Origin of the sequence: Brevibacillus antibioticus, assembly GCF_005217615.1 — a bacterium.
Lineage (GTDB): Bacteria > Bacillota > Bacilli > Brevibacillales > Brevibacillaceae > Brevibacillus > Brevibacillus antibioticus.
Window position 1 is genome coordinate 2981524 of record NZ_SZNK01000001.1, and the last position, 25795, is coordinate 3007318.

The window sequence follows — 25795 nt, forward strand, 5'->3', positions numbered from 1 at the left end:
CTAAGAATTACTCACTGGCTGGAGCAATCTCTTCTGCCCTAGCAGCCGTCTCCTTGGCCATTTCCTCGCCAGCACGGATACGACGCATGATTTCTGCCCACAGTTCATCCTTGCCTTGACCTGTCTCCGAGGAAAATACAATGATCGTATCATCCCCGCGCAAATTCAGGCTTTGACGGATGATCTTCGTATGCTGTAGCCAACGCCCGCGAGCGATTTTATCACCTTTCGTCGCCACGACAACGGTAGGAATCCCGATTTGCTTGCACCAATCGTACATCGCAACATCGTCTTTACTCGGAGCATGGCGAATATCGACCAGTTGAATAATGAAGCGAAGCTCATTCCGGTTTTTCAAATAACCCTCGATCATTTTTCCCCATTGTTCCTTGATCGATTTCGCTACCTTTGCATACCCATAACCCGGGAAGTCAACGAAGTAGAGCATTTGATTGACACGGAAATAGTTCAATGTCTGGGTTTTACCCGGACGAGAACTGATCCGGGCAAGCCCTTTGCGGTTCATCATTTTATTGAGCAATGATGATTTTCCTACGTTGGAACGTCCTACCAGCGCGATCTCATGGAGACCATCCGTCGGATATTGCTTCGGTCCAACCGCGCTGATAATAAACTCTGATGATGTTACTTTCATGCTTTGTCACCTACTGGCTGTTTAGTTAGCGCGTGACGCAGCACTTCATCTAAATGGTCAACTGGATAGAATGTCAGTTCACCGCGTACGCTCTCCGGGATATCCTCGATATCCTTCTCGTTGTCTTTTGGCAAAATGATCGTGGTTAAACCTGCACGGTGAGCGGACATGCACTTTTCTTTCAGCCCGCCAATTGGCAGTACCCGACCTCGCAATGTAATCTCCCCGGTCATCCCCACTTCTTTTTTCACAGGGATTTTCGTGAGGGCGGATACGAGTGCGGTTGCCATCGTAATCCCAGCAGACGGACCGTCTTTTGGAATCGCCCCTTCTGGAAAGTGGATGTGAATGTCGTTCTTCTCGTGGAAGGAAGGATCAATTCCCCACTGATCTGCATGGGAGCGAATATAGCTGAAAGCAGCCTGCGCAGATTCCTTCATGACCTCACCCAGTTTCCCTGTCAGGGTGAGCTTTCCTTTTCCAGGCAGAATGCTGACTTCTACATTCAGCGTATCTCCGCCTGCTTGTGTCCAAGCCAGACCCGTAACGGAGCCGACTTGATCTTTTTTCTCCGCCAGTCCATAGCGGTAGCGCGGTTTGCCGAGCAATGTCTCCAACGTCTTTACTGTAACTACGACACGCTTCTTCTCACCGCTCACGATTAGCTTGGCAGCTTTGCGGCATACGTTGGCTGCTTCGCGATTGAGGTTGCGAACTCCCGCTTCCCGCGTGTACAAACGAACGAGCTTCAGCATCGCGTCGTCGTTCATTTTCAGCTTATCTTTGCCCAGGCCGTGATCCTGCATTTGCTTCGGCAAGAGGTAATCACGCAAAATGTTCAGCTTTTCCAGTTCGGTATAGCTGGAAATCGAGATGACCTCCATCCGGTCCAAGAGCGGGCGCGGAATCGTATCAAGACTGTTTGCGGTCGTAATAAACATCACGTTCGTCAAATCATAAGTCTCTTCGATATAGTGATCACTGAATTTATCATTTTGGTTTGGATCGAGTACTTCGAGCAGGGCAGACGCAGGGTCTCCACGGAAATCGGACGCGAGCTTGTCGATCTCATCCAGCAAAAAGACAGGATTAACCGTACCGGCTTGCTTCATTCCTTGTATGATTCGCCCTGGAAGAGCACCTACATACGTGCGGCGGTGTCCGCGAATTTCTGCTTCATCGCGTACTCCACCCAAGGAAATGCGAACGAATTCACGCCCGATTGCACGTGCTACAGAACGGGCCAGAGATGTTTTCCCGACACCCGGAGGACCTACCAGACAAAGGATCGGTCCACGCATGGAGTTTACCAGCTTTTGTACTGCCAAATACTCCAAAACGCGCTCTTTTGGTTTATCCAGGCCGTAATGATCTTCATCGAGAACTTGCTGTGCATGATGAATATCCAGATTGTCTTCTGTCGTCTTCGTCCACGGCAGCGCAAACAAGGTATCGATATACGTGCGGATGACCGAGCCTTCCGCAGAAGTCGCCGGCATCTTTTCCAGACGCTCGAGCTCCTTCTCGATCTTCACCTTGATCCGCTCTGGAGCGTCCGACTTTTCGAGCTGTGCACGCAGCTCATCTACTTCACCTTGACGTCCGTCCTTGTCGCCCAGCTCTTTTTGGATAGCCTTCATTTGCTCGCGCAGGTAATATTCCTTTTGCGTGCGCTCCATCTGTTTCTTCACGCGGTTGCCGATCTTGCGCTCCAGCTCAAGTACCTCGCGCTCGTTGTTCAAAATGTCCAAAAGAATTTCGAGACGTTCCTTGATGTTGGTGGTCTCCAAAATTTCTTGTTTGTCCTTCATCTTGAGCGGCAAATGCGAAGCAATCACATCCGCCAAACGTCCCGGTTCCTCAATGTCCTGCACAGAGGTTAGCGACTCTGGAGAAACCTTTTTGGACAGCTTGATGTACTGCTCAAAGTGGCCCAGCAAGGAACGCATTAAAGCTTCCACTTCGTTCTGCTCTGTTTTTTCATCTTGCAAATATGTAATCGACACGACGAAATACTCTTCCTGCTGAAGATACTCCTCGATCTTCGCGCGTTGCAAGCCTTCTACCAAAACACGGATTGTCCCATTCGGCAGCTTCAGCATTTGTTTCACGCGCGCAACGGTACCAATACTGTAAATTTGCTCAGCATCTGGCTCTTCTATATGGACCTCTTCCTGTGTCGCAAGCAAAATCTTGTTATCGTCTACCATGGCTTGCTCCAATGCGCGGATGGACTTTTCCCGTCCAACGTCCAAATGGAGTACCATTGTCGGATACACAAGCAATCCTCGCAACGGGAGAAGCGGTAATTCTCGTTTACCGGAACGTTCGCCCAAGCGGATGCACCTCTCCTTGTTGATCTACCCTCTTACAAAGAGCCTGATAACAGACAAAAACGGCCCTCAAAGCCGTTTTTCAAACGCCCACCCGGCCCCAAAAAACGAGACAAAAAAGATCATACGCATCATTTTTTGTGGAGCTCGTTTCAGGCCGGGCAAGGCCTCAGGCTCTTGCAAGCAGAAGCTTTTTTCCATTGTAGCGCAAACACAATCCGATGTCTAATCCGCGAGCATACCCGACTGCTACAGGGATAGCGGGGAGGAAGCGAGATCCTCTGCTGGGATTTGCAAAGTAAATCCCGTCGCCTCTTCTTCCTGCATGGCAGCTAGTGGTACAGCTAGCTCGATTACCTCAGTGACTGTCGACACTGGTATGATTTCGATCCCTTTCATGTCTGCAAAAATGCTTTGCCAGTTTTCCTGCGGAATGAGGACTCTGGTCGCTCCCGCTTGTTTGGCAGCCTCTACCTTCGCGACTACACCCCCAACCGGTTTTACCTTCCCATGAATACTCACTTCGCCCGTCATAGCCAGCAAATTATCGACAGGCTGATTCAAAATCGCCGAGTAGATCGCAGTGGCAATGGTAATCCCCGCAGAAGGTCCATCGACAGGGATGCCTCCCGGAAAATTGATATGCAGATCATAATCATACGGGCGGACGCCCATTCTGTTCAGGACAGTCAAAACGTTTTCGATCGAGCCTTTTGCCATCGACTTTCGGCGAATCGTCCGGCTGCGGCTGCCCATTTCCTCTTCTTCGACCATTCCTGTCATCGCCATTCGGCCTTGACCTGGAACAGCGGTGGGTGAAGCAGTCACTTCAAGCTCCATCACACTGCCCATATTCGGACCGTACACAGCAAGACCGTTGACCAAACCGACCTGCGGTGTATCATGCACCTGCTTTTCGGGACGAGGCGATTTTTGACTGCTATGCATCACCCATTCCACATCGGCAGCCTGGATGTCTTGGCGTTCTTCAGTCAAGGCAATTCCCGCAGCGATTTGCAGTGTATTGATCGCTTCACGTCCATTGGTCGCGTAGCGCTCGATCACGGAAACAGCGCTGTCTTCTATATTCATATTCATTTTAGGCACGGCCGTACGCACGATACTCCCAATTTCTCCGGCCTTCAATGGGCGGAAAAAGATTTCCAAACAACGGGAACGAAGCGCAGCAGGCAGTTCCTCTGGCAACCTCGTCGTCGCTCCAACTAGACGAAAGTCGGCGGGCAAACCGTATTTGAATACGTCATGAATATGCGAAGGAATTTGGTTATTTTCCTCGCTGTAGTAAGCACTCTCCAGCATGACTTTGCGGTCTTCGAGAACCTTTAGTAACTTATTCATTTGAATAGGATGAAGTTCCCCTATTTCATCAAGAAACAGCATGCCACCGTGGGCTTTCGTCACAGCGCCTGGCTTTGGCTGCGGAATCCCCGCCTGCCCAAGCGAGCCTGCCCCTTGATAAATCGGATCATGTACAGAGCCGATTAACGGGTCAGCAATCCCGCGCTCATCAAAACGAGCGATCGTCGCATCGATTTCAATAAACTTGGCATCAGAAGAAAACGGCGATAGCTGATTTTTCTTCGCTTCTTCCAGCACGACCCTAGCCGCTGCGGTCTTGCCTACACCAGGTGGTCCATAAATAATGACATGCTGCGGGTTGGGACCACACAAAGCGGCACGCAACGCGCGAAGCCCATCTTCTTGTCCTACAATTTCTCCCAAAGTCGCTGGTCTTGTTCTCTCTGACAGAGGTTCTGTCAACGCAACCATTCTCATTTTGCGAATGGAATCAAGATCCTTGCGCGATTCCTTTTCGGTTGAGGTTTTCGTGTTTCTCTGCGCTCGCAGTAAGTTCCAAAAGTAGGTGCCGATCACGATACCAACAACCACTTCAATGACAGCAATGACCAATGTCGTATAGTCCATATGCAGTCCCTCCCATGCGTCTTCGCTTGCGGTCAACTTTGGTCCCCCGAAGAAAAAGGAACACGTTCATGACCGTTTTGTGCATATGTAAAGCTTCTCTTGAACGATATCAAGTAGTATTGCCCCGCAAGCGTAGACGTAAACCACCAACAAAAAAACCACCTCGCCGATAACGAGATGGTTTGTGCAGACAATGCTTATGCTGTTTCTTCGTGCAATTCCTGACCTTCTTTGGTCAACAGTTGCGGCTTCACTTTGTCGCGTACCGTTTCTTCAGTAATGACACACTTGTTGACGTCTTCTCTGGAAGGAAGCTCATACATCATATCGAGCATGATTTGTTCGATAATCGCACGCAGTCCGCGCGCACCAGTGTTGCGCTTAATCGCTTCTTTGGCGATTTGCAGCAGCGCACCGTTATCGAACTCCAGCTCAACACCGTCGAGACTCAGCAGTTTTTGGTACTGTTTCACCAAAGAGTTTTTCGGCTCAGTCAGGATACGCACGAGCGTCTCCTCATCCAGCGGCTCCAAGGTAGCCAGCACTGGCAAACGACCGACGAACTCCGGAATCAGACCAAATTTCAACAGGTCTTCCGGCAAAATGTATTTCAGGTATTCTCCGGCTTTCAGATCGCCTTTTACGCCATCGCCGAAGTCTGCACCGAAACCGATGACTTTTTTACCCAAACGACGCTTGATAATCTGCTCGACGCCATCAAATGCACCGCCGCAGATGAACAAAATGTTCGACGTGTCGATTTGGATGAACTCTTGGTGAGGATGCTTGCGTCCGCCTTGTGGTGGAACACTTGCAACAGTACCCTCCAAAATTTTCAAGAGCGCTTGCTGAACACCTTCACCAGATACATCACGCGTGATGGATGGGTTTTCCGATTTGCGGGCTACCTTATCAATCTCGTCGATGTAAATGATTCCTTTTTCAGCCTTCTCCACATCATAGTCAGCAGCTTGGATGAGCTTGAGCAAGATATTTTCAACGTCTTCGCCCACATAGCCTGCTTCTGTCAGAGAAGTTGCGTCCGCAATTGCGAAAGGTACATTCAGAATGCGCGCCAATGTTTGCGCGAGCAACGTTTTCCCGCTACCAGTCGGACCGATCAGCATGATGTTGGATTTTTGCAGCTCCACATCCTCGATCTTCGCCCCGGAATTAATCCGTTTGTAGTGGTTGTACACCGCTACAGACAAGGATTTCTTCGCCATATCTTGACCGATGACATAGTCGTCCAAGATTTTGCGAATTTCCACTGGCTTTGGAATTTCTTTCATATCGATTTCTTCTTCAGTGCCCAGTTCTTCCTGTACAATCTCATTGCACAGTTCGATACATTCGTCACAAATGTAAACACCAGGACCAGCTACCAGCTTGCGCACCTGTTCCTGGGACTTGCCGCAGAAGGAACACTTCAGTTGGCCTTTGTCGTCGTTAAACTTAAACATGCGCTTCACCTCACAACGGGTCAGTTTTTGCGTTCGATAATAGAGTCAATCAATCCGTAGGCCTTTGCTTCTTCTGCGCTCATGAAATTGTCGCGGTCTGTATCTTGCTCTACACGTTCATAAGGCTGACCTGTCCGCTCAGACAAAATCTCATTCAGCTGGCGCTTCGTTTTCATAATCCATTCCGCATGAATGCGGATGTCTTCTGCTTGCCCACGCACACCGCCGAGCGGTTGGTGAATCATCACTTCCGCATTTGGAAGAGCGAAGCGCTTGCCTTTTGCACCAGCAGCCAACAGGAACGCACCCATGCTGGCAGCCATGCCCACACAAATCGTGGACACATCCGGTTTGATGTACTGCATGGTGTCATAGATGGCCATTCCTGCTGTAACAGAACCACCTGGAGAGTTTATGTATAGCGATATGTCTTTGTCCGGATCTTCTGCCTGCAAGAAAAGCAGCTGAGCAACTACCAAATTGGCGATTTCATCATCAATTTCGGTGCCCAAGAGAATAATCCGGTCTTTCAGGAGGCGCGAGTAAATATCGTAGGAGCGCTCGCCCCTGCTTGTTTGCTCGATGACCATAGGGATTAGCATTATGTATTTTCCTCCTTTGCCGAAAAAAGTCAATGGTGGAAAAACAAGGCACGATACACTCGTGCCTTGTGATCTTGACAGCCAGTGCTCAGGGTTAGCCTGCCCACTGACCAATCATGCGTTCTTCTAAGCTTATGCTGTTACTTTGCTTTCTGCAACCAGCAAATCTACTGTTTTGCGAGTTTGCACATCGCGGTACAGAGCAGCCATGCCATCTTGTGCGGAGAAGATTTTGCGCAGCTCGTCTGCTGGGCGGCCGTATACGCCAGCCAGTTTCTCGAGTTCTGCAGTTACATCTTCTTCTGTTGCTTCGATGTTTTCTGCTTTGCCGACTGCTTCCAAAGTCAAGGAAGTGCGAACGCGGGATGTTGCGTCTGCACGCAATTGATCACGCAGTTGGCTCTCATCCATGCCGGAGAACTGGTAGTACAGTTCCAGCGTCATGCCTTGGTATTGCAGACGTTGACCAAATTCATTTACCATTTGATCCAATTCATGCTCAACCATTACTGCTGGCAAATCGATCTCAGCGTTTTCAGCTGCTTTCAGAACGAGCTGCTCACGAACATATTGATCTTTTTCTTGTGCAGTTTTTTCTTCGAGCTTTTTCTTGGTGTCTGCTTTCAGCTCTTCCAGCGTGTCGAACTCGCTCACGTCTTTGGCAAACTCATCATCCAAGACAGGCATGTTTTTGCGCTTCAGGCTGTTCAGCTTCACTTTGAATACCGCTTCTTTACCAGCGAGGTTAGGAGAGTGGTATTCTTCAGGGAAAGTTACGGTAATTTCTTTTTCTTCGCCGATGTTCAAGCCAGCCAGTTGCTCTTCGAACCCTGCGATGAAAGTACCGGAACCCAGTTCCAGAGAGTAATCTTCTGCTTTACCGCCTTCAAAAGCTACTCCGTCTTGGAAGCCTTCGAAATCGATTACAGCGATATCGCCTGTTTGTGCGGCACCCTCTTCTACTGCTACCAGCTCAGCATGACGCTCTTGCATACGCTTCAGTTCAGCGTCAACGCTCTCTTCTGTTACAGAGAAGTCTTTTTCTTCGATGGACAGACCTTTGTAGTCGCCCAGCTTCACTTCAGGCTTCACAGTTACAGTCGCTTTGAAGATCAGGTTTTTCCCTTGCTCCATTTGCGTTACGTCTACTTCTGGACGATCTACTGGCTCGATGCCAGCTTCACGAACAGCTTGTCCGTATGCAGTTGGAAGCAGAATGTCAAGAGCGTCTTGGTACAAAGATTCTACACCAAAACGGGATTCGAACATTTTGCGTGGTACTTTTCCTTTACGGAATCCTGGAACTTGAACTTTTTGAACCACTTTTTTAAACGCTTGATCCAATGCTGCGTCTACTTGCGTAGCATCTACTTCAATCGTCAGGACTCCCTGGTTATTCTCTACCTTTTCCCAATTTGCTGCCACGTAAACTTCCCCTCCTAAATCGAATCAACAGAACATCGCCAGCCGCGCCATGGTATCTTCGCAGGCTCGGATGATAATATTCTAGCCATTATAACCATTCTAGTATAGCACAAATCTTTTAGTTTTCAAGAAGACCTCATTGGTCGACGAACAGAATAGTTCCCTCCCAATTGTGGAACCGGGTTGCCTACATGATCGTAAAACGTCACGGTTATGTATATTTCTGTCGGGCTCGTTCCTGTCTCTTCTAAAAGAGCATATGTCGGTACGTGAAAACCGCGCGGCATTTGCAGGCTGCCCGGATTCAGAAACAAGATGTCTCTCTCTACGCCACAGACAGGTACATGAGAGTGACCGAATACGACTACATTTGCCCCGACCTCTTCTGCACGGTAATGAAGGCGCAGAAGAGAGCCTTTCACTCCGAAAAGATGCCCGTGCGTTTGCAGGATGTGAAGGTCGCGCCATTTGGTCTCTTGCTCAGTCGGCACCTCTTGTGTCGAATCGCAATTGCCTCGGACAAGCGTCATGTTGGAAAACGGCTCGCGCTTATGGTCGACACAAAAATCGCCACAATGCAAAATTTTTTCGACATGATGTCGGTTGACGACCTGGCTGACTTCCCGAACCAAGCCGTGGCTATCGCTCATGATGAGAATTCCCATCACGCTTCACTCTCCTGTTTTCTCTCTTGTCTACTTGATGATTTCAAGCAGTTGCTGCATAGCACGAGCGCGGTGGCTGATCTGGTTCTTTTCTTCTGGCATGAGTTCGGCCATCATTTTGTCCATCGATGGGATGTAGAATACCGGATCGTATCCGAAGCCGTTTGTCCCTTTTGGGTCACGCGCGATCACACCCTCACAAGCGCCAGTGGCGATGATTGGCTCTTCGCCAGGAATCACCAACGCCAACGTACAACGGAAGCGAGCTGTGCGTTCCTGTGTCGATACCTCTTCCAGCTCTTTCAACAATTTACGCCAATTCTGCTCGTCTGTTGCATCCTCCCCAGCGAAGCGGGCGGAATAAACACCCGGGCGTCCTTCCAGCGCATCTACCTCCAGACCGGAATCGTCACCGAGGGCTGGCATGTTCAAGTATGTAGAGATTTCGATTGCTTTTTTCAACGCGTTTCCTTCGAAGGTGTCCTTGTCTTCTACTACCTCAGGCACGCCGTCAAATTCAGCGAGGCTAATTCCTTCCCAGCCCGCATCTGCGAACAGCCTATTGAATTCTTTCACTTTTCCTTGGTTCCGTGTTGCGAGAACGACTTTTTTTCGATTAGGCATGACTTTCCTCCGCTACGGATTGGGCAAAAGAGAGCGAAACATCAGCGAGCGCCTCTTTTTGACTGTTAATCAAGTTGTCAATGCCGACTTTTGCAAGGGCAATCATTTCTTGTAGCTGTTCAGGCGAAAATGGAGCATCCTCCCCTGTTCCTTGCAGCTCGACAAACTTTCCTTTTCCCGTCATAACGACATTCATGTCGACAATCGCTGTGGAATCCTCTTTGTAGTTGAGATCGAGTACAGCTTGCTCGCCGACTACCCCTACGGAGGTTGCTGCCAGGAAATCGTTTAACGGAAGCTGTTTCCAGGTGCCACTATCCACCAGGTTTTGCATGGCGTCTACCATTGCCACGTAAGCTCCGGTAATCGAAGCTGTCCGTGTACCTCCATCTGCCTGAATGACATCGCAATCCAGCCAGATGGTGCGTTCCCCCATTGCTTCAAGGTTCACAACGGAGCGCAGAGCACGTCCGATCAGACGCTGAATCTCCATGGTTCGTCCACCGACTTTTCCTTTGGACGACTCACGCGCGTTGCGGGTCGCTGTTGCTCGGGGAAGCATGGAATACTCGGCTGTGATCCAGCCCTTCCCGCCACCACGCATAAAAGGCGGTACCCGTTCTTCCAAAGTCGCCGTACAAATCACCTTTGTGTCTCCGACTTCAATCAGGCAAGATCCTTCTGCGTGTTTAATGTAATTGCGCGTAATGGTTACTGGGCGCAATTGGTCATGGGCACGGCCATCCACTCTCATTCCAAGTTCCTCCTAAATCGCTTTGTTACACTCCGCTCATTATACCAGAGGCGGGAAACGATCTGCCACTGCACAAACGCCTCTTCCTTATTTACGTGAATTGCAAATATTCTTGTCACTTCCTTCTTCATAAAAAATTTCTTGCCGTTACTCTACTGTTTAAAATATTATCTAATTAGACATTTAATTAATTTGATGGTAGGTGAATCTGTTTATGAACTTCTTGTTTCTTTTGAAAAAGCCGAATCTGCGGCGCCTTTTAACCGCCAATTTCTTAAGCGGAATCGGAGATTGGTTTAACAGCGTTGCTGTACTCGCACTGCTGCTCGAAATAACGGGAACAGCTATCGCGGTCGGCATTACCCTCGCACTACGCACGCTGCCTCACTTGATTTTTGGTCCACTGGGCGGTCTGATGGCAGACCGTTTTGATCGAAAAAAAGTGATGGTCGCCTGTGATCTCGTTCGCGGCTTCGTTGCTCTTTCGTTTTTGTTCGTATCTGAAAAATCAGATCTATGGATGGTCTATGCAGGTACTTTTTCGTTAGTTGCCTTTTCTTCCCTTTACAATCCTGCACGAATGTCCCTGCTGCCTAAAATCGTTGACCCTGAGGAATTGGCGACTGCGAATGCACTTGATCAAAGTATCTATGGAATCGTCATGGCCATCGGTTCGTTGATCGGCGGTATTTTTGTTGCACTGTGGGGAAGTGATCTCGCTTTTCTTTTCAATGCCCTCTCCTTTTTCGCCTCGGCTCTGTTTCTGGCTAGGCTGAAGGTACCCGCCTCCCCAACCGACCCCGTTTCTAACGTACAGTTGCAGCAGGCAGCTAATGTCTCTTCCTACGGAGAGGTGATACGCGCCATCACATCCACACCGATTGTGTACGCCATCCTTTTGTTAAAAGCCGTGTGGCCAATCGGCGGGGGGATCATCAATGTCTTGATCAGTGTCTATGCCTATCAAGTGTTTGCTGCCGGTGAATGGGGAATTGGTCTGTTGTACGGTGCGATCGGAATTGGCTTCATCATCGGAGGAATACTTGCTCAGCGCTTTCAACGATACTTTTACGAAGTGGCTGCCAGCAGCTTTGCTGTGGAAGGATTTGCACTGCTTTTGACCAGCTTTTCACCCACTATTTATGTAACGGCACTGTTCTTTGCGCTATCCACCGTGGCGGGGGGAATGGGAAACGCCAGCCTGAATACGTTGATCATGCGGCATGTCACCCCTAGCTACCATGGCAGAGTATTTGCTTTGGATGCGACGATCTCAAATATTCTGATCGGTCTTTCCATGCTCCTTGGCGGCTGGATTTTGACGATGGCTGACCCGCGTATAGTCGGCTTTGTGGCAGGTCTTTTGATCACGATCCCATCGCTTGGGCTCGGACCCGTTATTTGGAGAACCGTACGCGCTAATGACAACGAACCATTGGCAAACAAAAACCACGCTCGCTAATACGGGCGTGGCTCGTTCCTTACATCTGTATGGGATTGAGTTGAACTGGGCGGCTCACCGGTTTGGTGAACGCGCCACTAGCAAGCGGTTTTCCTTCCACCAGCAGCTGCACTTGCTTGGCTCCTGTCGTCTCTGTCAATGACAAGACAAGCGATTTCAGGGCTTCTGGACTCGCTTCCTTGCCATCGTCATACTTGAGGATGTCACTGCTCAAATTGACTGTCACCAAATCTTTTTCCTGCTTCACATCCAGAACACGTGTCGTACGCAGCAAGGAACTAAAGAGCTGAGATCCTTGTTTCGGTCCTTTGATCAACTCTTCAACGGTTGCCTTGGCGATATTAGTCGTTTCAGGAACCAAACGAGTGACTGGGACATAATACGTGCGTGTATCATCCAGCTGTCCTTGGAAGTAAACTGTCACGCTGGAGGTATCTCCTGGTACCGCCCCATCGCCCAGTTCGAGATTGACTCCTTGATTTCGGTCTAATAGCGTTATGGGTGTTTTGGTTGCTGGCATTTCCGTCAACGGCGTTCCGTTCACCCAAATTTGCACAGTCTTGACATTGCTAAATTCCGTCAACGCCCGGGTGACGGCATCGACAATTTTCTTCTCGTCTTTCCCCTCGTACGTTTTGAAGTCTTTGGAAAAATCGACAGTGGCTACGCCGTTTTTGATGACAAGTCCTTTTACTTCTGTCCCTTTCGGCAAGACAGCGGAGAAGCCACCCTGAAGCATGCTCTCTACCGGGCCACCTTTTACCATGTAGCTCAATACTTGTTTGGCAGGACCATCTGATTTTGGAAGAGTCATCGAGACAGGAACGATATAACCGTTCGCATCCAGCAAGTACACCATTCTCTCTCCAGTCTCCTGAACGACCGGGTGTGCGCCTTCTTTTGCAGCATCCGGGGACGGCGTGCCGTTTGGCAAATTAACTGATACCTCTGTCTGTGGTGGTGCATCAATACTAATCGTTTCCTTTTCCGGGCCAAAGAGACCGCAGCCCGACAAAAGCACTGCGCTAACCCCCAGCACGGCCGTCATTTTCCCGATGTGCCTTATCTTCATTTCCCCAGCCTCCTCCAGACACTTTGTACTACCATGTATACGAGCTAGGCGTGGGTTTATGCGTTGAAAGTTTGTCTCGCTAGACAAGGTCTTCCATCAGGACTGGACGGTTTTTTCCAAGGAGTTGTGCTGGACGTTTACTTTGCAATCCAGCCATTCTTCTGCAATGGTCCGGAATTTGTTGGCGTCCCCACTCGTTACGAACAGATGCTGCGGGCGTTCTATTTGCTTGCTTTGGGCGTCCGTTGTAATTTGCAGGGACAATTCTCGTGCTGTCTCTTCTGCGGAGTTGATCAAGCGTACGCGATCTCCCATCACTTCCGAAATGACTGGTGCTAGCAACGGATAATGTGTACAGCCCAAAATTAACGTGTCCAAATCCTCGTGCAAGAACGGAGCGAGCGTTTCTTTTACGACTCTTCTTGCTTCCTCCGAGTTTGCCATGTGATTCTCCACCAGTGGCACAAATGCGGGACAAGCCATACCTGCGACGTACAGATCCGGCTGAATCCGTAAAAGCGCACGTTCATACGCTTTGGTACGAATGGTCGTTTCCGTCCCGATGACACCGACCCTTCCGTTTTTCGTCACTTGCACAGCCGCTCGTGCCCCTGGTTCAATTACCCCAATGACGGGCAGTGGCAAATCCTCCATCGCTTCCTCCAGCACGACGGCAGTCGCAGTATTACAGGCGATCACCAATGCTTTTAACGGTGTACGCATCACATAATCGATCATTTGAAAGCTGTAGGCACGAATCTCTTCCGGCGATTTGGAGCCATACGGACAACGGGCGTTATCGCCTACATAAACAATCCGTTCTTCGGGTAGCTGACGCATGACTTCCTTCGCAACAGTTAATCCTCCCACTCCTGAATCAATAACGGCTATCGCTCGTTCTCTACTCATGCTAATGTGTCTCCCCTGTTGAAATGAATATAGTACAGCATACCACTCAAACATTTGTGCTACTACCATATGCGGAGATGAAATTTCTTGTACTCCGCAAATGTCGCACCTTCTCTAGGCACTGGTCATAATGTGGGGAGAGATGATGTGCCCACGAGGAGGAGAATCTTTTGCTAGAAGAAGCCAAGAATTTGCTGGACTGGAGCCAATGGGGCCGCCAATGGATCGAGCATTTGCGAAGACATAAGACCCTCAACCGAGAACTCGAACGGCATCTACACAAATTCGAAGAAACATTTACAGTGATTGGAAGGCAAGCATCGAAGCTTGATTCGACAAAAGACAGCGATGAACTCCCTACTCTCATCACTCGCGCGCAACAAGTACAGGAGCAATTCCATCACTTTCTACGACTGGCTCAATTGAGGGAAGATGACCAACTGGAAGGCGAGGTGAGGGAAGCTGCTCAGGAATCAATAAATGCACAGCCAGCGGTGGCGGAAGAAGTACAGGTGCCTGTTGTGCCAGAACCCGTTTCTTATCCGGAGGCACGCGATCCAGTCCGTGCAGCACGCCCCGTGGCTGTCGGCCGACATACCCTTCCCCCGCTCCCATATACGTACAACGCTTTAGAGCCGTACATCGATGAGGCTACCATGCAAATCCATCACAACAAACTCCATCAAAAGTATGTAGACGATCTCAATGCAGCTGAGCGAAAGCTAGCAGAGGCGCGAGAAAGTGGCAACTTCGATCTCATACGACATTGGGAACGCGAGCTAGCCTTTAATGGGGCCGGTCATTACTTGCATACGATCTTTTGGCCCTCTATGAGTCCAAATGGGGGTGGCACTCCCTCTGGTGATCTCGCAGCGGCAATCAATCGGTATTTCGGTTCATATGACGCCTTTAAGAGACAATTTAGTCAAGCGGCAGAAAAGGTAGAAGGTCCTGGGTGGTCGATCCTCGTTTGGTCCCCGCGCGCACATCATCTGGAGATTCTTACAGCCGAAAAGCACCAGAACCTATCACAATGGGATGTGATTCCGTTACTAGCTCTGGACGTATGGGAGCATGCCTATTTCCTGGCGTATCAAAACCAGCGAGACAAGTACGTAGAGAACTGGTGGAATATCGTCAACTGGCCCTACGTAGAAGAGCGATTCGAGAAAGCTCGAAAACTGCGCTGGGAACCGTATTGACTTGTATCTCTCCTTCATCGACAAACCCCCTCGTCATCCCAAATGACAGGAATGAGAGGGGGCTTTTGCTTTGCTGGCAAGACTTATTCGTTATACGGGACAAATTCGATCTTTTGCACCTTGATCGGATTTTGGATGGGCTTGGCATCCTCATCTGTTTTCTGGGCAGCGATCTTGTCTACGACTTCCATCCCGGTAAATACATGACCAAAAACAGTGTGGCGGTTATCGAGGTAAGCTCGTCCGCCAATTTCTTTATACTTCGCTTCTGCGTTCAGCGGCAGCGCCGACAAATCGAGGTACTCCTGATCTACCTTGGGGCTTTGTACAATGTAGAAATGCGTGCTGTTCGTATTGGGTCCAGCGTTCCCCATACTGAGCGCTCCTCTGAAATTGAACAAATCCCTGCTAAACTCGTCCTCAAAGGACTCGCCGTAAATACTCGGCAGCTCCTTGCCATCTGGCCCTTTCAAATCCCCCGCCTGGATCATGAAGTCGTTGATCACACGGTGAAATATCATATTGTTGTACTGCCCTTTTTTCGCGAGGGTCTTAAAGTTTTCCACCGCTTTTGGAGCTTTGTTCGGGAACAGTCTCAGCTTGATCACACCGGCATCAGTCGTGATCACGCATATTTCTTCGCCTTTGCGCGGCTTCTCCAACTGAATCAGCTTCACATCTGACACATCGATGCCAGAGTCCTGCCAAATGACACCCCACACCTTCCAGTTCACCGGGTCTGTCCCGAGTCTGGCCAAGCCGAGATAATCCGTTTTTTCAATGGCCTTGTTATCTGCGGTATACCCGACGTATTTGAATTTCACAATCGCACGGTAGTTATTGTAAGCGTCCTCCTTCGTGACGGTGTACAGCTTGTCTACTTTTGCTTCGACCACCTGAATGTTTTTGTATTTCGCCAATCCTTCCACATAGGTTTTCATCGCAAAATTCGTCAAGGAGTCGTCTGCTACCAGCTTTGCTACCTCAGCAGGATTGGATCGTTGCTTCACCAAGGACGCGATGAAATCATTCACTTCCTGCTTATCTCCCCCATGTGGGCGGAACTGGTTGACCTGAACTTCGTTACGATAATCATGAATAGCATTTGCAGCAGCATGTTGGACAAAAGTTGGACTTAGTAACGGGATCGCAATACTTGCAATGACTGCTAGAGAAACGAGTTTTTTCATTTTTTCCGCCCCCACTAAATTAGAAGATTGTTCCATAAAAATAGTATAGCTCAACCTGTGGATCGATGTCTGAAATATTTTAAAAATTCTGCTAAATAGAGTGAGAAAATCCCGTTTTTCCATTCTACACCAGCTCGATGAAGAATCCCTAAGCGTCAATATTATTCTGAGAGGATAGAACAGTTGTGAACAAGATAGGAAAGTTCCTAGCAACTCTATATAATAAGCTCTCAAGAGTGCTCTTTTTTGTTTTTAAGTTTGAATCGGGAGGTTTCATGATGAATACCAAAATTGTTGGATATGAAGCCAGCTATCGTGATCAATTAGTAGATATTTGGTATCGCGCCGTTTGCCGTACGCACCATTTTTTGACAAAAGAAGATATTGCGTTTTATAAAAACATGGTAAAAAATGAAGCACTATCTTCCGTTGAGGTATGGATGGAAATAAACGAAAAGAAAGAACCTGTAGGCTTTATTGGCCTAGATGGAACGAAAATCGAAATGCTGTTCGTTGATCCAGATTACCACGGGAAAGGGATTGGGAGTAGATTACTCGAGCATGCAGAGCGTAAGTATGGCCCGAATTTGAAAGTAGATGTTAATGAGCAAAACGAAGGGGCTTATGCTTTCTACAAACGGTATGGGTTTGTGCAAACAGGACGATCTGAACTGGATGGTTCGGGAAGGCCGTTTCCTTTGATTCATTTGGATTTAGAACGTTAATTTTCGTTTGGTAAAAAAACAAGACTGTCTCCTGTAGTAGAAATCTCTACTTGTGAGACAATCTTGTTCTACTTATTTGTCTTGCGAACTACCAGAGGCAATTCTAAAAGAGCGATAAGTGATCATCCTCTATATCACCGGATAAGTTAAAGCCATCTTATACATTCCGGCATATTGATCTTTGTAATGCATTCTAACGGCAATGATCACATGATTATAGCCATCATCAGGCCAATTGGTGATTCGAAGAGGGACACTATTACTGCATAGCTCTACATGGCTAACATGATAATCTGAAACTCTTTCTGAAATTCTTCACTATATTCTATTTAGTAGTTATTAAAATAGTTCAAAAATTCAGCGATACTTCGCTCCTCCAAATTATGTGTCCGTACGAAATCATTTATCGCTTGAATATCCATACACTCATCACCATAGATTATTGCTAGTATTATGTCGACCAAAGTGTAGTATCTGACCATAATCAATCTGAATATCGTAACGGCATCACTTTACTTAGTATAATTGTTGACTTCACTCGTACCCAATTTCAGAAAAACATTATACGGAGCTGATGAGAGTTAAGTTCTTACAGGACGCGCCACCAATCATTCCACACTGGGTGAGGGAAAAAGAAAGACCTTGAGGATTGTAGCCCCCAAGATCTTAATATGTCTTACTATTATTTTGATTTCATTAAGGCAAATTAAAAATAACGTCAATTGGATCTTTACCTTCAAAAAATGCTGAGTAGAGCGCTGCTTTTTCAACTGGTGTTAAATGAACCTTCTCATACAGTAACTGGCCTAATTTGATAAACACCTCTGCTTCCCTTGAAGTCACTATTCTCGAATTAATAATATGCTCCGTACTGACTGGTAATCTCCATGCCCAATCGTTTATTGCTGACTGGATGCTAGGGTAATGAGGTATTGAATGGATAACATTGGAATAACCCCTGCAAAAAGGATGGACAAAATACAAAAATTGCGAAATTATAAATACACGATTACTTACTCTTATTGCAGTGCGAACTTCTTCAACAAACCGCTGATACTCAGGTGGTATTCCCCCCATTCAGTTTCCCCTATTTCAACCAAGATTCTTACGCTCTTTGTTTATCCGAGAATTGAGCAATTCGTAAGAAAATAACTTCATTATAAAAATCCCTTATAACAAATGAGCCTAGGCATCTTATAGCATCGTCATCACTAGTTTCGTAATCAGATACCAGTGTTAGATAATCGTCTAGTACTTCATAATTAAAATTGGGAAACTCAACCATTGCTTCGATCAATGCTGCTCTAGTTCTTTTATCTTCAATTTGAGCAGCGATTTTCTGTAACTGTAAAAAAACTCCTCACCTAACTCGACTACTGAATACTGCTCCTTGATTGTTCTTAATAATGCAGTTATGACACTATCCTGATCACACTCTACCATAGCATTAAATAATAATTCAGCTGTTCTTCTAGACAAATTCACTCACCTTTTCATTAACTAGTGTTTTTTAATTACCTTCCACTCTATAGCACCATTAACTGTGTTTGGCAAAATAAAAGTACACACTTTGGCAACCGAAAAGTGCAGACGATTTCCGAAAATGAAAAAAGCCTTGCCAGCTAACTAACAACCCCCTACTCTTCTATTTGGCGAACAGATAGGAGAGGGATGAAAGGAATGCTGGCAATGGCTCAACAACACTATATCAAATACTTGTGGGATGTAAAAGATCAATCTATTTCCCAGATTAAAAAGCAAACGGGTGCTAGCTTGCATCCTGATATTTGGTATATGGAATGATCTCGTCTTGCATTTGGAATGTGGTCATAACAACTGTTTTCTGATTACGGTACGTAAAAGATGCAAGGTTATATTGTCGTAATATTTCAGGTTGAATAAATACGGAACTTACTTTCATTTTGATGGAATCAAACAATTGTATACTCTCTTTTTTACTATAAATTTTAATATATTGAATATGATTCGGCATGTTATAACAAAAGATAGCAACTCATACGTTTGATCACCTCCCTTATCGATTCACAATAAATTTTTAGTTTTATCATATTTCCCCAGAGGAATTAATCCTCTAGGTGCGTTACTCGTACAATGCAGTAATCATGTCTGGGTTAACGAAGTCTTTTAATCCCCACCACATATACTCTAGCTTGTTGCCATTCATTACTTTGCTTACGCCGAACCGTTCACATATCTCATAATACTGCTCTTTTCCGAGTTCACCATCACGTTCTAGCAGTTGTTTTCCCATCCAGATCATCCCGCTGCGTTGAATCGTTTTCACTCGTAGATTATCCAAACCAAAGTATTCTTCTAATGCATGTAATCTCCCATAAATCAGATGAGGACTGACTTGTTCCATATGAACATTTCTTGTCTTGGCTGGCCTGATTACATAGCCTGTTTCAAATAATTCACTTGTTTCTTTGAGATGATCTCGTCTCATCTCCCCATTACCTTTCAGATAATCCTTTTGCTTGATTGCGCCATTTATTAATTTCAGACACTGTTCCGATATTGAAATTTCTCTTGTTTCTTCTATATCGTTAAACAATATCAATGTTCGTTTCTCATCATTGACTTGTTCACGTTTTAGATTGCGTAGTTCACTTACCTCTTTTCCACCCGCACCTTCGAATAGCAGGGAGAGAATCACAGAATCCTGATCGTTATTACATTGGTCAATGATTGCATCGATTTCTTGCTTCGTAATAAATTGTTGGTGGGTGTTACCTACCATGTTCTTAAACCATTCTTTTGAAACGGACTCCAGTGGATTGGTGTCCTCTCTAAGCCCCTCTGCCCTTGCCCAATTCAAGTAAGCAGAAATCGTTCTCCCAGCCGTATTAAGAGAGTCTCCTGTAGAAGCATGGAAGCTGTACAGGGCAGTTTCAATCTCATCCAGTGTAAAGTGGAGCAAATCCTTATCCTTTTCCACTTCGAACTTCATTGTCAGGTTGAACACTCTTGAATAAGCTTTTTGGGTATTTACTTTATATCCTTGAAGAAAGGCTGTTTTTGTTTCGGGGTTAAACATGGTTACACACCTTTCTTATGAAGCAGGAATACTATAAATTTATAGTTCGACTTGAATTGATATTACTATAAATTTACACTTTAAATCAAGTGTTATTTACGTCTTTTATGAGTAAAAAAAGAAACCCCAGACGAGTAGTTGATTACTCGTTTGGGGGCACTCACCTTAAGCTATTATTTATCTCTTATCGTATTCCCAAAACAAAAACCGATTAATTGCTTGAGCTACCTCTTCCCAAGTTTCTCTCGCACATTCTTCTAACATCTTAATTACTTCTTCTTCAATAATTCTGCTATCAAATTTATTCATTATTAACAAGTCTTTCCCCCAAAAAATTCCTTCATCCTCAAATAATCTTTGCAATCGTTTAGGAGAGGCTGCATAAAAGTAAAATAAATCTGCTCCCGTTGAATCTTGAGTACCAATTACAGCAGTTATTGCAACATAAAAATCTTCGTCATTGTCTTCAGGAACATTGCGATATTCTAGTGGTCTCTTTAATATTGGTTTTATCATGTCTACTTTCCCATCTTATCCTAGTATTTTCCCTTGCTTTTTTAGAATTAGTCTTTTAAATGGATATGATAATTTTTATCAAGCTTCCCCTTACTATCACGAATTTCAAAGTTTGCTTCCCAATTACCATCTCTCTTCTTTTGCATCATTCTTACGGTATGCTTTCCATCCTTGCTTATAAAATCCCAGATTCCATTTGTAGTATCAATCTTTGCGGAACTAGTTCCTGTAAACTTTTTGGCTGCATCAATAACTGTCGCTCTATCTAATGTTTGTCCCTCTAATCCAACATTTACTCTTTCTATATTTAAACTTTTTTGAATTTCTTCAAGTAATTCCTTACTATTAGTAATTCCGCAACTATTATGCGTCCAAATTCCAAGATTGGAAACAAAGTACGTATGAAAGTCCTTTACCTTAAAGTTGTAAACCGTCCTATGTTCTTTCTTAACCTCAATCTTCTCAATGGAGAATTCTTTGCCATTGGAGGTTATCAGAACATCTCCCACCTCAAGATTCTTGGCTTCCACCCAATCTTTACCAACAATCCAGAACGGATGCTCATCGGTTGTTGTAATGACTTCGCCGCCAACAGTAATATTATACGTTTCCTCAACGTCTCGTTGGAAGAGCCATTCGACTTCTTTGTAAGCCATCTCGCCTGTTTCATCGTCTTTGGCTAATACTTTGTCACCTACCTCGATTTCCTCAATAGGTTTCTCCCCTTCGTCTGTGAGAACAGTTGTCCCAACTACAAAACAATGGCATTTTTGCAAAACCTTTACTGCAGTTTTAGTTCCTGCTTTGGTGGTTTTAAGCAACTTCCCTCCAGGAACAATACTAATAGCAACACTACCAGCTGCAACGGCATCATCTGAACTCCAGTTCTCGTCTGTAAGTGTGTTAACATTTTCTACTCCTACATATTCGACTCCTGCTTTTTTAACAGATCCTGGTAATTCATTACCAGCTTTAGTCATTCCAAACCAAATTTCTTGTAAAGAAAACTCAGCATGTCCAGTTGGATCAATAAAAATCAATGGATTGTTTAGAACATACGTATACCTATTCAAACTCAACGGATTATCCACTTGCCCCTTATACGTATCCTCCATGATAAAGCGCTCAATAGATAAAGGTTAGGTGGCAACATTTCTGCTACCACCCTGCTACTACGCTGCCTGTTCTGTAAGGACTGGCATTTTATATTCCGTCTTGTTCTTCATCATGCTGTATATGACTTTGACCAATTTACGCATCACGCAAATAATCGCTTGCCACTTGGTTTTCCCTTCTGCCAGCTTTCTTTCGTAGTATGCATGGTAAACAGGATGATTGGGTTTCTTCGCCCTTGATACACCCAGTTGACGAATGGCAAGGTTATAGAAGATATCATACAGGCTACGGTTGCCTAACTTGCTCTTTTTACTCTTCTGCTTGTTCCCTGAACTATGCTGAACGGGTGCAATTCCTGCGAAATTAGCTAACTTGTCAGCACTGGAAAAACGTGAAATATCGCCAATCTCCGCAATTAATTCCGCCGCAGTGACCGTACTAATTCCGTGCATGGTCTCTAGTTTGTAATCCAGTAAGGCAAGATGCTTCGCTAACGCTGTGTCAATTTGCCTAAGTTGATGGTCTCGAATAATCAAGTCCTGAACCACATTTCTCACCAGAAAATCATTGGCTTCCTGATAGTCCTTCGATGTGTCTCCATCTTGCTGTACGAGAGATAGAATGTCCCCTGCCTTCTTTGTAGACATGTAGCGATTGCTCTTCTTGTATAAGAAGTTAGCCAATTCATCCACATTCACCCCACTCAAACAACTTGGAGAAGGATACTTCAGCCAGAAAGCTAATGCTGTTTTACCATCTACTTGTGAGAAGAATTTCTTGTAACTTGGATAGTGATAACCTAGCAATTGATGAAGCTGTAACTTGATTCCTGTTACAACACTCACAATGTTCTCTCTTCTTGTGACAAGCTGTGAGATTGCATAATAAAGGTCATGTGGATTCGCAGTCGGCAATGTATCCAAGTTGGAAATCAGGATTCGAGCCACACACTCTGCATCCCACGCATCTGTTTTCTTGTTATTTGGACTGCTTCTCCGAATAGATATCGTAAGGGCAGGGTTAACCGATTTTACTTCGTATTTGTTTTCGTTAAGGAACATAGCCAATCCTCTTCCGTAGCCCCCTACATCCTCCAAGCCAAACACAGGGGTCAAGCCTTCCCTCTTTGCCATTTTTTCTACCTGTTGCAGAAACTTAGGAAACGCTGACGGCTTGTTCTCGAATTGGATTTCGTCTCTCTTTTCATGGAAACAGGTCATCATCACCGCTGTATGATGACGTTTATGTAAGTCTACTCCGATATATAGGTACTTCAGTTTATGATGCAAAAAGACTTCACCCCTATCTTTGATGAGTAATGATGTAGAGAAAAGAATGCCAGCACCCTCCGAACAAGCATTATTCAAAGCTGAACACGCACGGATACGTTAGCTCGTACATTCTTTTCATGTCATTATCGTTCTATCATTACGGTTGTAATTTGGTGCTAGACAATGCCTTCGCTAAACGGATTTGCAGCAAGTATTCTCGTTGATGTAATTCCACCTGAAAGATGGCTTTTATTATTTCCTCTATCGTAGCGATGTTAAATACAGCGTTCTCTTGTTGAACATAGTCAAAAATTAATTGTGTACCTATTTCGCATGTCTGAATCTTGTCAAGAGAGCGTATCTCTTCCTGTTTATAATGAGTGAATTGAGCTTCCACGTTCGTTCCTCCCGCTACATAATGGCTTGGTGAAGTCCATTTGCTTCAATCTGACCGTAGCGGTAGGTGCCCTTGTAGAAGGCTTCACGATCAATCATTCGCTTGACCTGTACCTTGGTAAAAGACTTACCATGTGTCGTTGTATACCCTTCTGCATTCAGTTGGTCAGCCAATTGGGACAGTGACCAAGTGGGATGCGTTTCACGTAAGGAGAACAATCTACGTACCGTCTCCGCCTGTCTCTCATCTATCTGAATGGCTTTCTGTCCTTTTGTTGCCGTATATCCGAAAGCAACGCCACCTCCTGCATATCCTCCTTGTTGCGCTTTCTTTTTTCTCCCCCGCCCTAGTTTGAGTGCGATTTCCAAACGTTGGTATTGATCGAGTAATTCCATCATGCCATTGATTAGAAAATCATTCGGGTCATGGGCGTAAATACTATAGTTCGGCTGTTCAATTGCTTTTACGTCTACGGCGTGACGTTTTAACTCTCTTTGAATGAGGACTTTCACCATGTCGGCTCTCCACAATCGGGAAGTGTTGAGAACGACCACATGACTTACTCTGTGCCAATGAAGATTAGCGAGCAATTCCTGTAATCCCTCACGCTCAATCGTTAATCCATCCTCGTCCACCTTTGCTCCGCTGATTCCTTCATCTTTGTAGATTCCAAGCAATTCGAGGTTATTCTCCATACAAAAACGCTCGATCTCCTCCACTTGGTAGGATAGGCTGTACCCATCTTTTACTTGTCCTTTGGTGGATACTCTCACATAACCGACTACTTTTTCCATACGTTTCACACCTACCGTTACAGGAATTAAAATTGATGTAACGCATATGCGATACAATAACATTTTATATCGCTATTCCGATACAATCAACAACTTTTATGTATCAATAGAAATGTGATAAGCTTAATGAAAATAGTCATTTTTCTAAGGAGCATTTGAAATGCCAGTTAAAGTACGTCTAAATGAAATCTTAACTAGTCGGGGTATGTCCCAACGTGAGTTAGCTCGTTTGACTGGACTTCGCCCCAATACTATTAGTCATCTCTGTTCCAATACGGCAAATAGTATTTATTTTGAAACATTAGAACTCATATGTAAGACTTTAAACATTTCTATTGAGCAGCTTATTGAAATTGATTAGCTGCTTATCGTAAATTTCTGCAACTTCACCACGGAACTCGATGTGCAAGGCGCTTATCTTCGGTGCTAGATTCGGCTTTAGATGTAATTTGCCCCCCATCCCAATCGTGTACACATCGTTTTCCCCTCGTTTTTACATAGGTTGTATCAATTTGTCCTTATTTCTCCTACTTTTCACGCTTTGGCACCCTGAATCAAATACAATATTCTGTAATTATTATCGCTATCGTAAACGTAACAGATTCAATTGGGTGGATGTCTTCAGCCCTGAACTGAATCAATAATCTCTAACCTTTTTAACCCTTCCTTTTTCGGGATGGTTATTTGCTTTGCCAAACTCCTACGATTAGGAAGAGTGGATGTTGTATAAATCGCTCTTATTCCACTTTCTTGGAATAAATTTTTGATCATGGTGTAGGCTAGATAGGTCTCAATCTTTGATATGTCCTTCTTATTTTCCAAAAGCCATTCATAATCAATGGTTTCCACATTTTCTGTGTATGGTAATCCAGCAAGTGTCTTTTGGGTTATGTTGGTAAAAAAGGAATGAGTGACGAGATGAATGGCTCTCTTCTCTTTGGTATATTTCTTCATGTCATTGTCGCTCGGTCTAATTTCTAATCGTAAAATTCCCTTGGATTGCTCAATGATCTCCTTCGGTTCCTTCGCTCGCTTACATTGCTTGTATTTATCGTATAGCATGACTCTGCTGCTTTTGTTATAAAACTCTACCGTTTCATCATGATTATAATTTCGTGTATCTTTATATGGCATTTTCCCTTTGCTCAACTGACGAACATATTCCCCTGTTCGATTCCCAACATGGAAATTGCAACAAACATCTAAACGGGTAATTCTCCAATCTTCATGGGCAATATGGATACCGAATAATAGCTGTAATCGTTCTTGTACTCGTTGAAAGAAGATAGGAATATCTGATTCTTTGATTACTTTGACATTATTTCCATAAAGCAGCTTAGGAATGGAAACTTGAATAGTTAAAGTGCCGCTTGCTTCCTGATATTTGATATATGGAATGATCTCGTCTTGCATTTTATATGTGGTTATGACACCTGTTTTCTGATTACGGTATGTAAAAGATGCAAGGTTATATTCTCGTAATATTTCAGGTTGAATAAATAGGGAACTTACTTTCATTTTGATGGAATCAAACAATAATATTCTCTCCTTTTTACTATAAATTTTAATATATTGGATATGATTTGGACTGTTATAACAAAAGATAGCAACTCAT

General features: G+C 45.4%; 25 protein-coding genes. 5 read left to right on the forward strand and 20 right to left on the reverse strand.

Annotated features, from left to right (window positions below; translation table 11 throughout):
• Positions 1 to 7: 7 nt before the first annotated feature.
• From yihA to rph, 9 genes are all read right to left on the reverse strand, one after another.
• Positions 8 to 655, reverse strand: a complete 648-nt coding sequence (gene yihA / locus E8L90_RS13950; protein ID WP_137029909.1) for a ribosome biogenesis GTP-binding protein YihA/YsxC — start codon at positions 653 to 655, stop codon at positions 8 to 10.
• Entirely contained in the window at positions 652 to 2991 is a 2340-nt protein-coding gene (gene lon / locus E8L90_RS13955; protein WP_137029910.1) for an endopeptidase La, read from the reverse strand. Before lon ends, yihA begins: the two co-directional genes overlap by 4 nt.
• Before the next feature lie 246 nt (positions 2992 to 3237).
• The gene (gene lonB / locus E8L90_RS13960; RefSeq protein ID WP_137029911.1) at positions 3238 to 4935 is read right to left on the reverse strand and encodes an ATP-dependent protease LonB; all 1698 of its coding nucleotides are present in this window, start codon (positions 4933 to 4935) and stop codon (positions 3238 to 3240) included.
• 197 nt (positions 4936 to 5132) lie between these two features.
• A complete protein-coding gene (clpX, locus tag E8L90_RS13965; protein ID WP_012685515.1) occupies positions 5133 to 6398 on the reverse strand; it encodes an ATP-dependent protease ATP-binding subunit ClpX in 1266 nt (421 codons plus the stop codon).
• Positions 6399 to 6418: 20 nt separating this feature from the next.
• Positions 6419 to 7000 carry an ATP-dependent Clp endopeptidase proteolytic subunit ClpP gene (gene clpP / locus E8L90_RS13970; protein ID WP_007722241.1) on the reverse strand — a complete coding sequence of 194 codons (582 nt, stop codon included), beginning with the start codon at positions 6998 to 7000 and terminating at the stop codon, positions 6419 to 6421.
• A 132-nt stretch (positions 7001 to 7132) separates the two neighbouring features.
• Positions 7133 to 8425 carry a trigger factor gene (tig, locus tag E8L90_RS13975; protein WP_137029912.1) on the reverse strand — a complete coding sequence of 431 codons (1293 nt, stop codon included), beginning with the start codon at positions 8423 to 8425 and terminating at the stop codon, positions 7133 to 7135.
• A gap of 125 nt (positions 8426 to 8550) precedes the next feature.
• Entirely contained in the window at positions 8551 to 9090 is a 540-nt protein-coding gene (locus tag E8L90_RS13980; RefSeq protein ID WP_137033441.1) for a metallophosphoesterase family protein, read from the reverse strand.
• Between the two features lie 30 nt (positions 9091 to 9120).
• Complete coding sequence (locus E8L90_RS13985; protein WP_137029913.1) at positions 9121 to 9714, reverse strand: XTP/dITP diphosphatase; 594 nt, start codon at positions 9712 to 9714, stop codon at positions 9121 to 9123.
• Complete coding sequence (gene rph, locus E8L90_RS13990; protein ID WP_137029914.1) at positions 9707 to 10468, reverse strand: ribonuclease PH; 762 nt, start codon at positions 10466 to 10468, stop codon at positions 9707 to 9709. The genes E8L90_RS13985 and rph overlap by 8 nt, the downstream gene beginning before the upstream one ends.
• A 214-nt stretch (positions 10469 to 10682) precedes the next feature.
• On the opposite strand from rph, the gene E8L90_RS13995 reads away from it, so the two are divergent.
• Positions 10683 to 11930 (forward strand): MFS transporter, encoded by a 1248-nt coding sequence (locus tag E8L90_RS13995; protein ID WP_137029915.1) that lies wholly within the window; start codon positions 10683 to 10685, stop codon positions 11928 to 11930.
• A 19-nt stretch (positions 11931 to 11949) separates the two neighbouring features.
• Here E8L90_RS13995 and E8L90_RS14000 read toward each other — a convergent pair whose 3' ends face one another.
• Together E8L90_RS14000 and racE are read right to left on the reverse strand one after the other, a co-directional pair.
• On the reverse strand, positions 11950 to 13002 hold the full coding sequence (locus E8L90_RS14000) for a GerMN domain-containing protein (RefSeq protein ID WP_137029916.1): 1053 nt from the start codon (positions 13000 to 13002) through the stop codon (positions 11950 to 11952).
• A gap of 96 nt (positions 13003 to 13098) precedes the next feature.
• Positions 13099 to 13911 (reverse strand): glutamate racemase, encoded by an 813-nt coding sequence (racE, locus tag E8L90_RS14005; protein WP_137029917.1) that lies wholly within the window; start codon positions 13909 to 13911, stop codon positions 13099 to 13101.
• 170 nt (positions 13912 to 14081) lie between these two features.
• Between racE and E8L90_RS14010 the strand changes: the two genes are divergently transcribed.
• The gene (locus E8L90_RS14010) at positions 14082 to 15113 is read left to right on the forward strand and encodes a superoxide dismutase (protein ID WP_137029918.1); all 1032 of its coding nucleotides are present in this window, start codon (positions 14082 to 14084) and stop codon (positions 15111 to 15113) included.
• Between the two features lie 83 nt (positions 15114 to 15196).
• Here the strand turns inward: E8L90_RS14010 and E8L90_RS14015 are convergent, their stop codons facing one another.
• Positions 15197 to 16303, reverse strand: a complete 1107-nt coding sequence (locus E8L90_RS14015; RefSeq protein ID WP_137029919.1) for a peptidylprolyl isomerase — start codon at positions 16301 to 16303, stop codon at positions 15197 to 15199.
• Between the two features lie 278 nt (positions 16304 to 16581).
• Between E8L90_RS14015 and E8L90_RS14020 the strand changes: the two genes are divergently transcribed.
• Positions 16582 to 17028 (forward strand): acetyltransferase, encoded by a 447-nt coding sequence (locus E8L90_RS14020; RefSeq protein ID WP_137029920.1) that lies wholly within the window; start codon positions 16582 to 16584, stop codon positions 17026 to 17028.
• 696 nt (positions 17029 to 17724) lie between these two features.
• Here E8L90_RS14020 and E8L90_RS14025 read toward each other — a convergent pair.
• Entirely contained in the window at positions 17725 to 18105 is a 381-nt protein-coding gene (locus E8L90_RS14025) for a hypothetical protein (protein ID WP_137029921.1), read from the reverse strand.
• A gap of 594 nt (positions 18106 to 18699) precedes the next feature.
• Between E8L90_RS14025 and E8L90_RS31100 the strand changes: the two genes are divergently transcribed.
• Positions 18700 to 18831, forward strand: a complete 132-nt coding sequence (locus E8L90_RS31100; protein ID WP_279633651.1) for a hypothetical protein — start codon at positions 18700 to 18702, stop codon at positions 18829 to 18831.
• A 298-nt stretch (positions 18832 to 19129) separates the two neighbouring features.
• Here E8L90_RS31100 and E8L90_RS14030 read toward each other — a convergent pair whose 3' ends face one another.
• The 6 genes from E8L90_RS14030 to E8L90_RS14055 form a co-directional block, all read right to left on the reverse strand.
• On the reverse strand, positions 19130 to 20086 hold the full coding sequence (locus E8L90_RS14030) for a phage lytic cycle repressor MrpR family protein (protein WP_162309083.1): 957 nt from the start codon (positions 20084 to 20086) through the stop codon (positions 19130 to 19132).
• Positions 20087 to 20263: 177 nt separating this feature from the next.
• Positions 20264 to 20602, reverse strand: coding sequence for an Imm8 family immunity protein (locus tag E8L90_RS14035; protein WP_137029923.1), 339 nt, complete (start codon positions 20600 to 20602; stop codon positions 20264 to 20266).
• 47 nt (positions 20603 to 20649) lie between these two features.
• A complete protein-coding gene (locus tag E8L90_RS14040; RefSeq protein WP_137029924.1) occupies positions 20650 to 21717 on the reverse strand; it encodes a polymorphic toxin-type HINT domain-containing protein in 1068 nt (355 codons plus the stop codon).
• Between the two features lie 57 nt (positions 21718 to 21774).
• Complete coding sequence (locus E8L90_RS14045; RefSeq protein ID WP_137029925.1) at positions 21775 to 23007, reverse strand: IS110 family RNA-guided transposase; 1233 nt, start codon at positions 23005 to 23007, stop codon at positions 21775 to 21777.
• 139 nt (positions 23008 to 23146) lie between these two features.
• Positions 23147 to 23386, reverse strand: coding sequence for a hypothetical protein (locus tag E8L90_RS14050; RefSeq protein ID WP_007722200.1), 240 nt, complete (start codon positions 23384 to 23386; stop codon positions 23147 to 23149).
• 14 nt (positions 23387 to 23400) lie between these two features.
• Positions 23401 to 24180, reverse strand: a complete 780-nt coding sequence (locus E8L90_RS14055; RefSeq protein WP_137029926.1) for a recombinase family protein — start codon at positions 24178 to 24180, stop codon at positions 23401 to 23403.
• Between the two features lie 160 nt (positions 24181 to 24340).
• Here E8L90_RS14055 and E8L90_RS14060 point away from each other — a divergent pair, with 160 nt between their 5' ends.
• Positions 24341 to 24541 (forward strand): helix-turn-helix domain-containing protein, encoded by a 201-nt coding sequence (locus tag E8L90_RS14060; RefSeq protein ID WP_082909926.1) that lies wholly within the window; start codon positions 24341 to 24343, stop codon positions 24539 to 24541.
• A gap of 260 nt (positions 24542 to 24801) precedes the next feature.
• Here E8L90_RS14060 and E8L90_RS14065 read toward each other — a convergent pair whose 3' ends face one another.
• Complete coding sequence (locus E8L90_RS14065) at positions 24802 to 25716, reverse strand: phage/plasmid replication domain-containing protein (RefSeq protein WP_137029927.1); 915 nt, start codon at positions 25714 to 25716, stop codon at positions 24802 to 24804.
• Positions 25717 to 25795 lie beyond the last annotated feature (79 nt).

Bases quoted from the DNA above. Each gene is read 5' to 3' on its own strand.
- yihA (WP_137029909.1), bottom strand. From the start codon at position 655: ATGAAAGTAACATCATCAGAGTTTATTATCAGCGCGGTTGGACCGAAG.
- lonB (WP_137029911.1), bottom strand. From the start codon at position 4,935: ATGGACTATACGACATTGGTCATTGCTGTCATTGAAGTGGTTGTTGGT.
- clpX (WP_012685515.1), bottom strand. From the start codon at position 6,398: ATGTTTAAGTTTAACGACGACAAAGGCCAACTGAAGTGTTCCTTCTGC.
- clpP (WP_007722241.1), bottom strand. From the start codon at position 7,000: ATGCTAATCCCTATGGTCATCGAGCAAACAAGCAGGGGCGAGCGCTCC.
- E8L90_RS13980 (WP_137033441.1), bottom strand. From the start codon at position 9,090: ATGGGAATTCTCATCATGAGCGATAGCCACGGCTTGGTTCGGGAAGTC.
- E8L90_RS13985 (WP_137029913.1), bottom strand. From the start codon at position 9,714: ATGCCTAATCGAAAAAAAGTCGTTCTCGCAACACGGAACCAAGGAAAA.
- rph (WP_137029914.1), bottom strand. From the start codon at position 10,468: ATGAGAGTGGATGGCCGTGCCCATGACCAATTGCGCCCAGTAACCATT.
- E8L90_RS13995 (WP_137029915.1), top strand. From the start codon at position 10,683: ATGAACTTCTTGTTTCTTTTGAAAAAGCCGAATCTGCGGCGCCTTTTA.
- E8L90_RS14000 (WP_137029916.1), bottom strand. From the start codon at position 13,002: ATGAAGATAAGGCACATCGGGAAAATGACGGCCGTGCTGGGGGTTAGC.
- racE (WP_137029917.1), bottom strand. From the start codon at position 13,911: ATGAGTAGAGAACGAGCGATAGCCGTTATTGATTCAGGAGTGGGAGGA.
- E8L90_RS14015 (WP_137029919.1), bottom strand. From the start codon at position 16,303: ATGAAAAAACTCGTTTCTCTAGCAGTCATTGCAAGTATTGCGATCCCG.
- E8L90_RS14020 (WP_137029920.1), top strand. From the start codon at position 16,582: ATGAATACCAAAATTGTTGGATATGAAGCCAGCTATCGTGATCAATTA.
- E8L90_RS14025 (WP_137029921.1), bottom strand. From the start codon at position 18,105: ATGGGGGGAATACCACCTGAGTATCAGCGGTTTGTTGAAGAAGTTCGC.
- E8L90_RS31100 (WP_279633651.1), top strand. From the start codon at position 18,700: ATGAAAGGAATGCTGGCAATGGCTCAACAACACTATATCAAATACTTG.
- E8L90_RS14030 (WP_162309083.1), bottom strand. From the start codon at position 20,086: ATGTTTAACCCCGAAACAAAAACAGCCTTTCTTCAAGGATATAAAGTA.
- E8L90_RS14035 (WP_137029923.1), bottom strand. From the start codon at position 20,602: ATGATAAAACCAATATTAAAGAGACCACTAGAATATCGCAATGTTCCT.
- E8L90_RS14040 (WP_137029924.1), bottom strand. From the start codon at position 21,717: ATGGAGGATACGTATAAGGGGCAAGTGGATAATCCGTTGAGTTTGAAT.
- E8L90_RS14055 (WP_137029926.1), bottom strand. From the start codon at position 24,180: ATGGAAAAAGTAGTCGGTTATGTGAGAGTATCCACCAAAGGACAAGTA.
- E8L90_RS14060 (WP_082909926.1), top strand. From the start codon at position 24,341: ATGCCAGTTAAAGTACGTCTAAATGAAATCTTAACTAGTCGGGGTATG.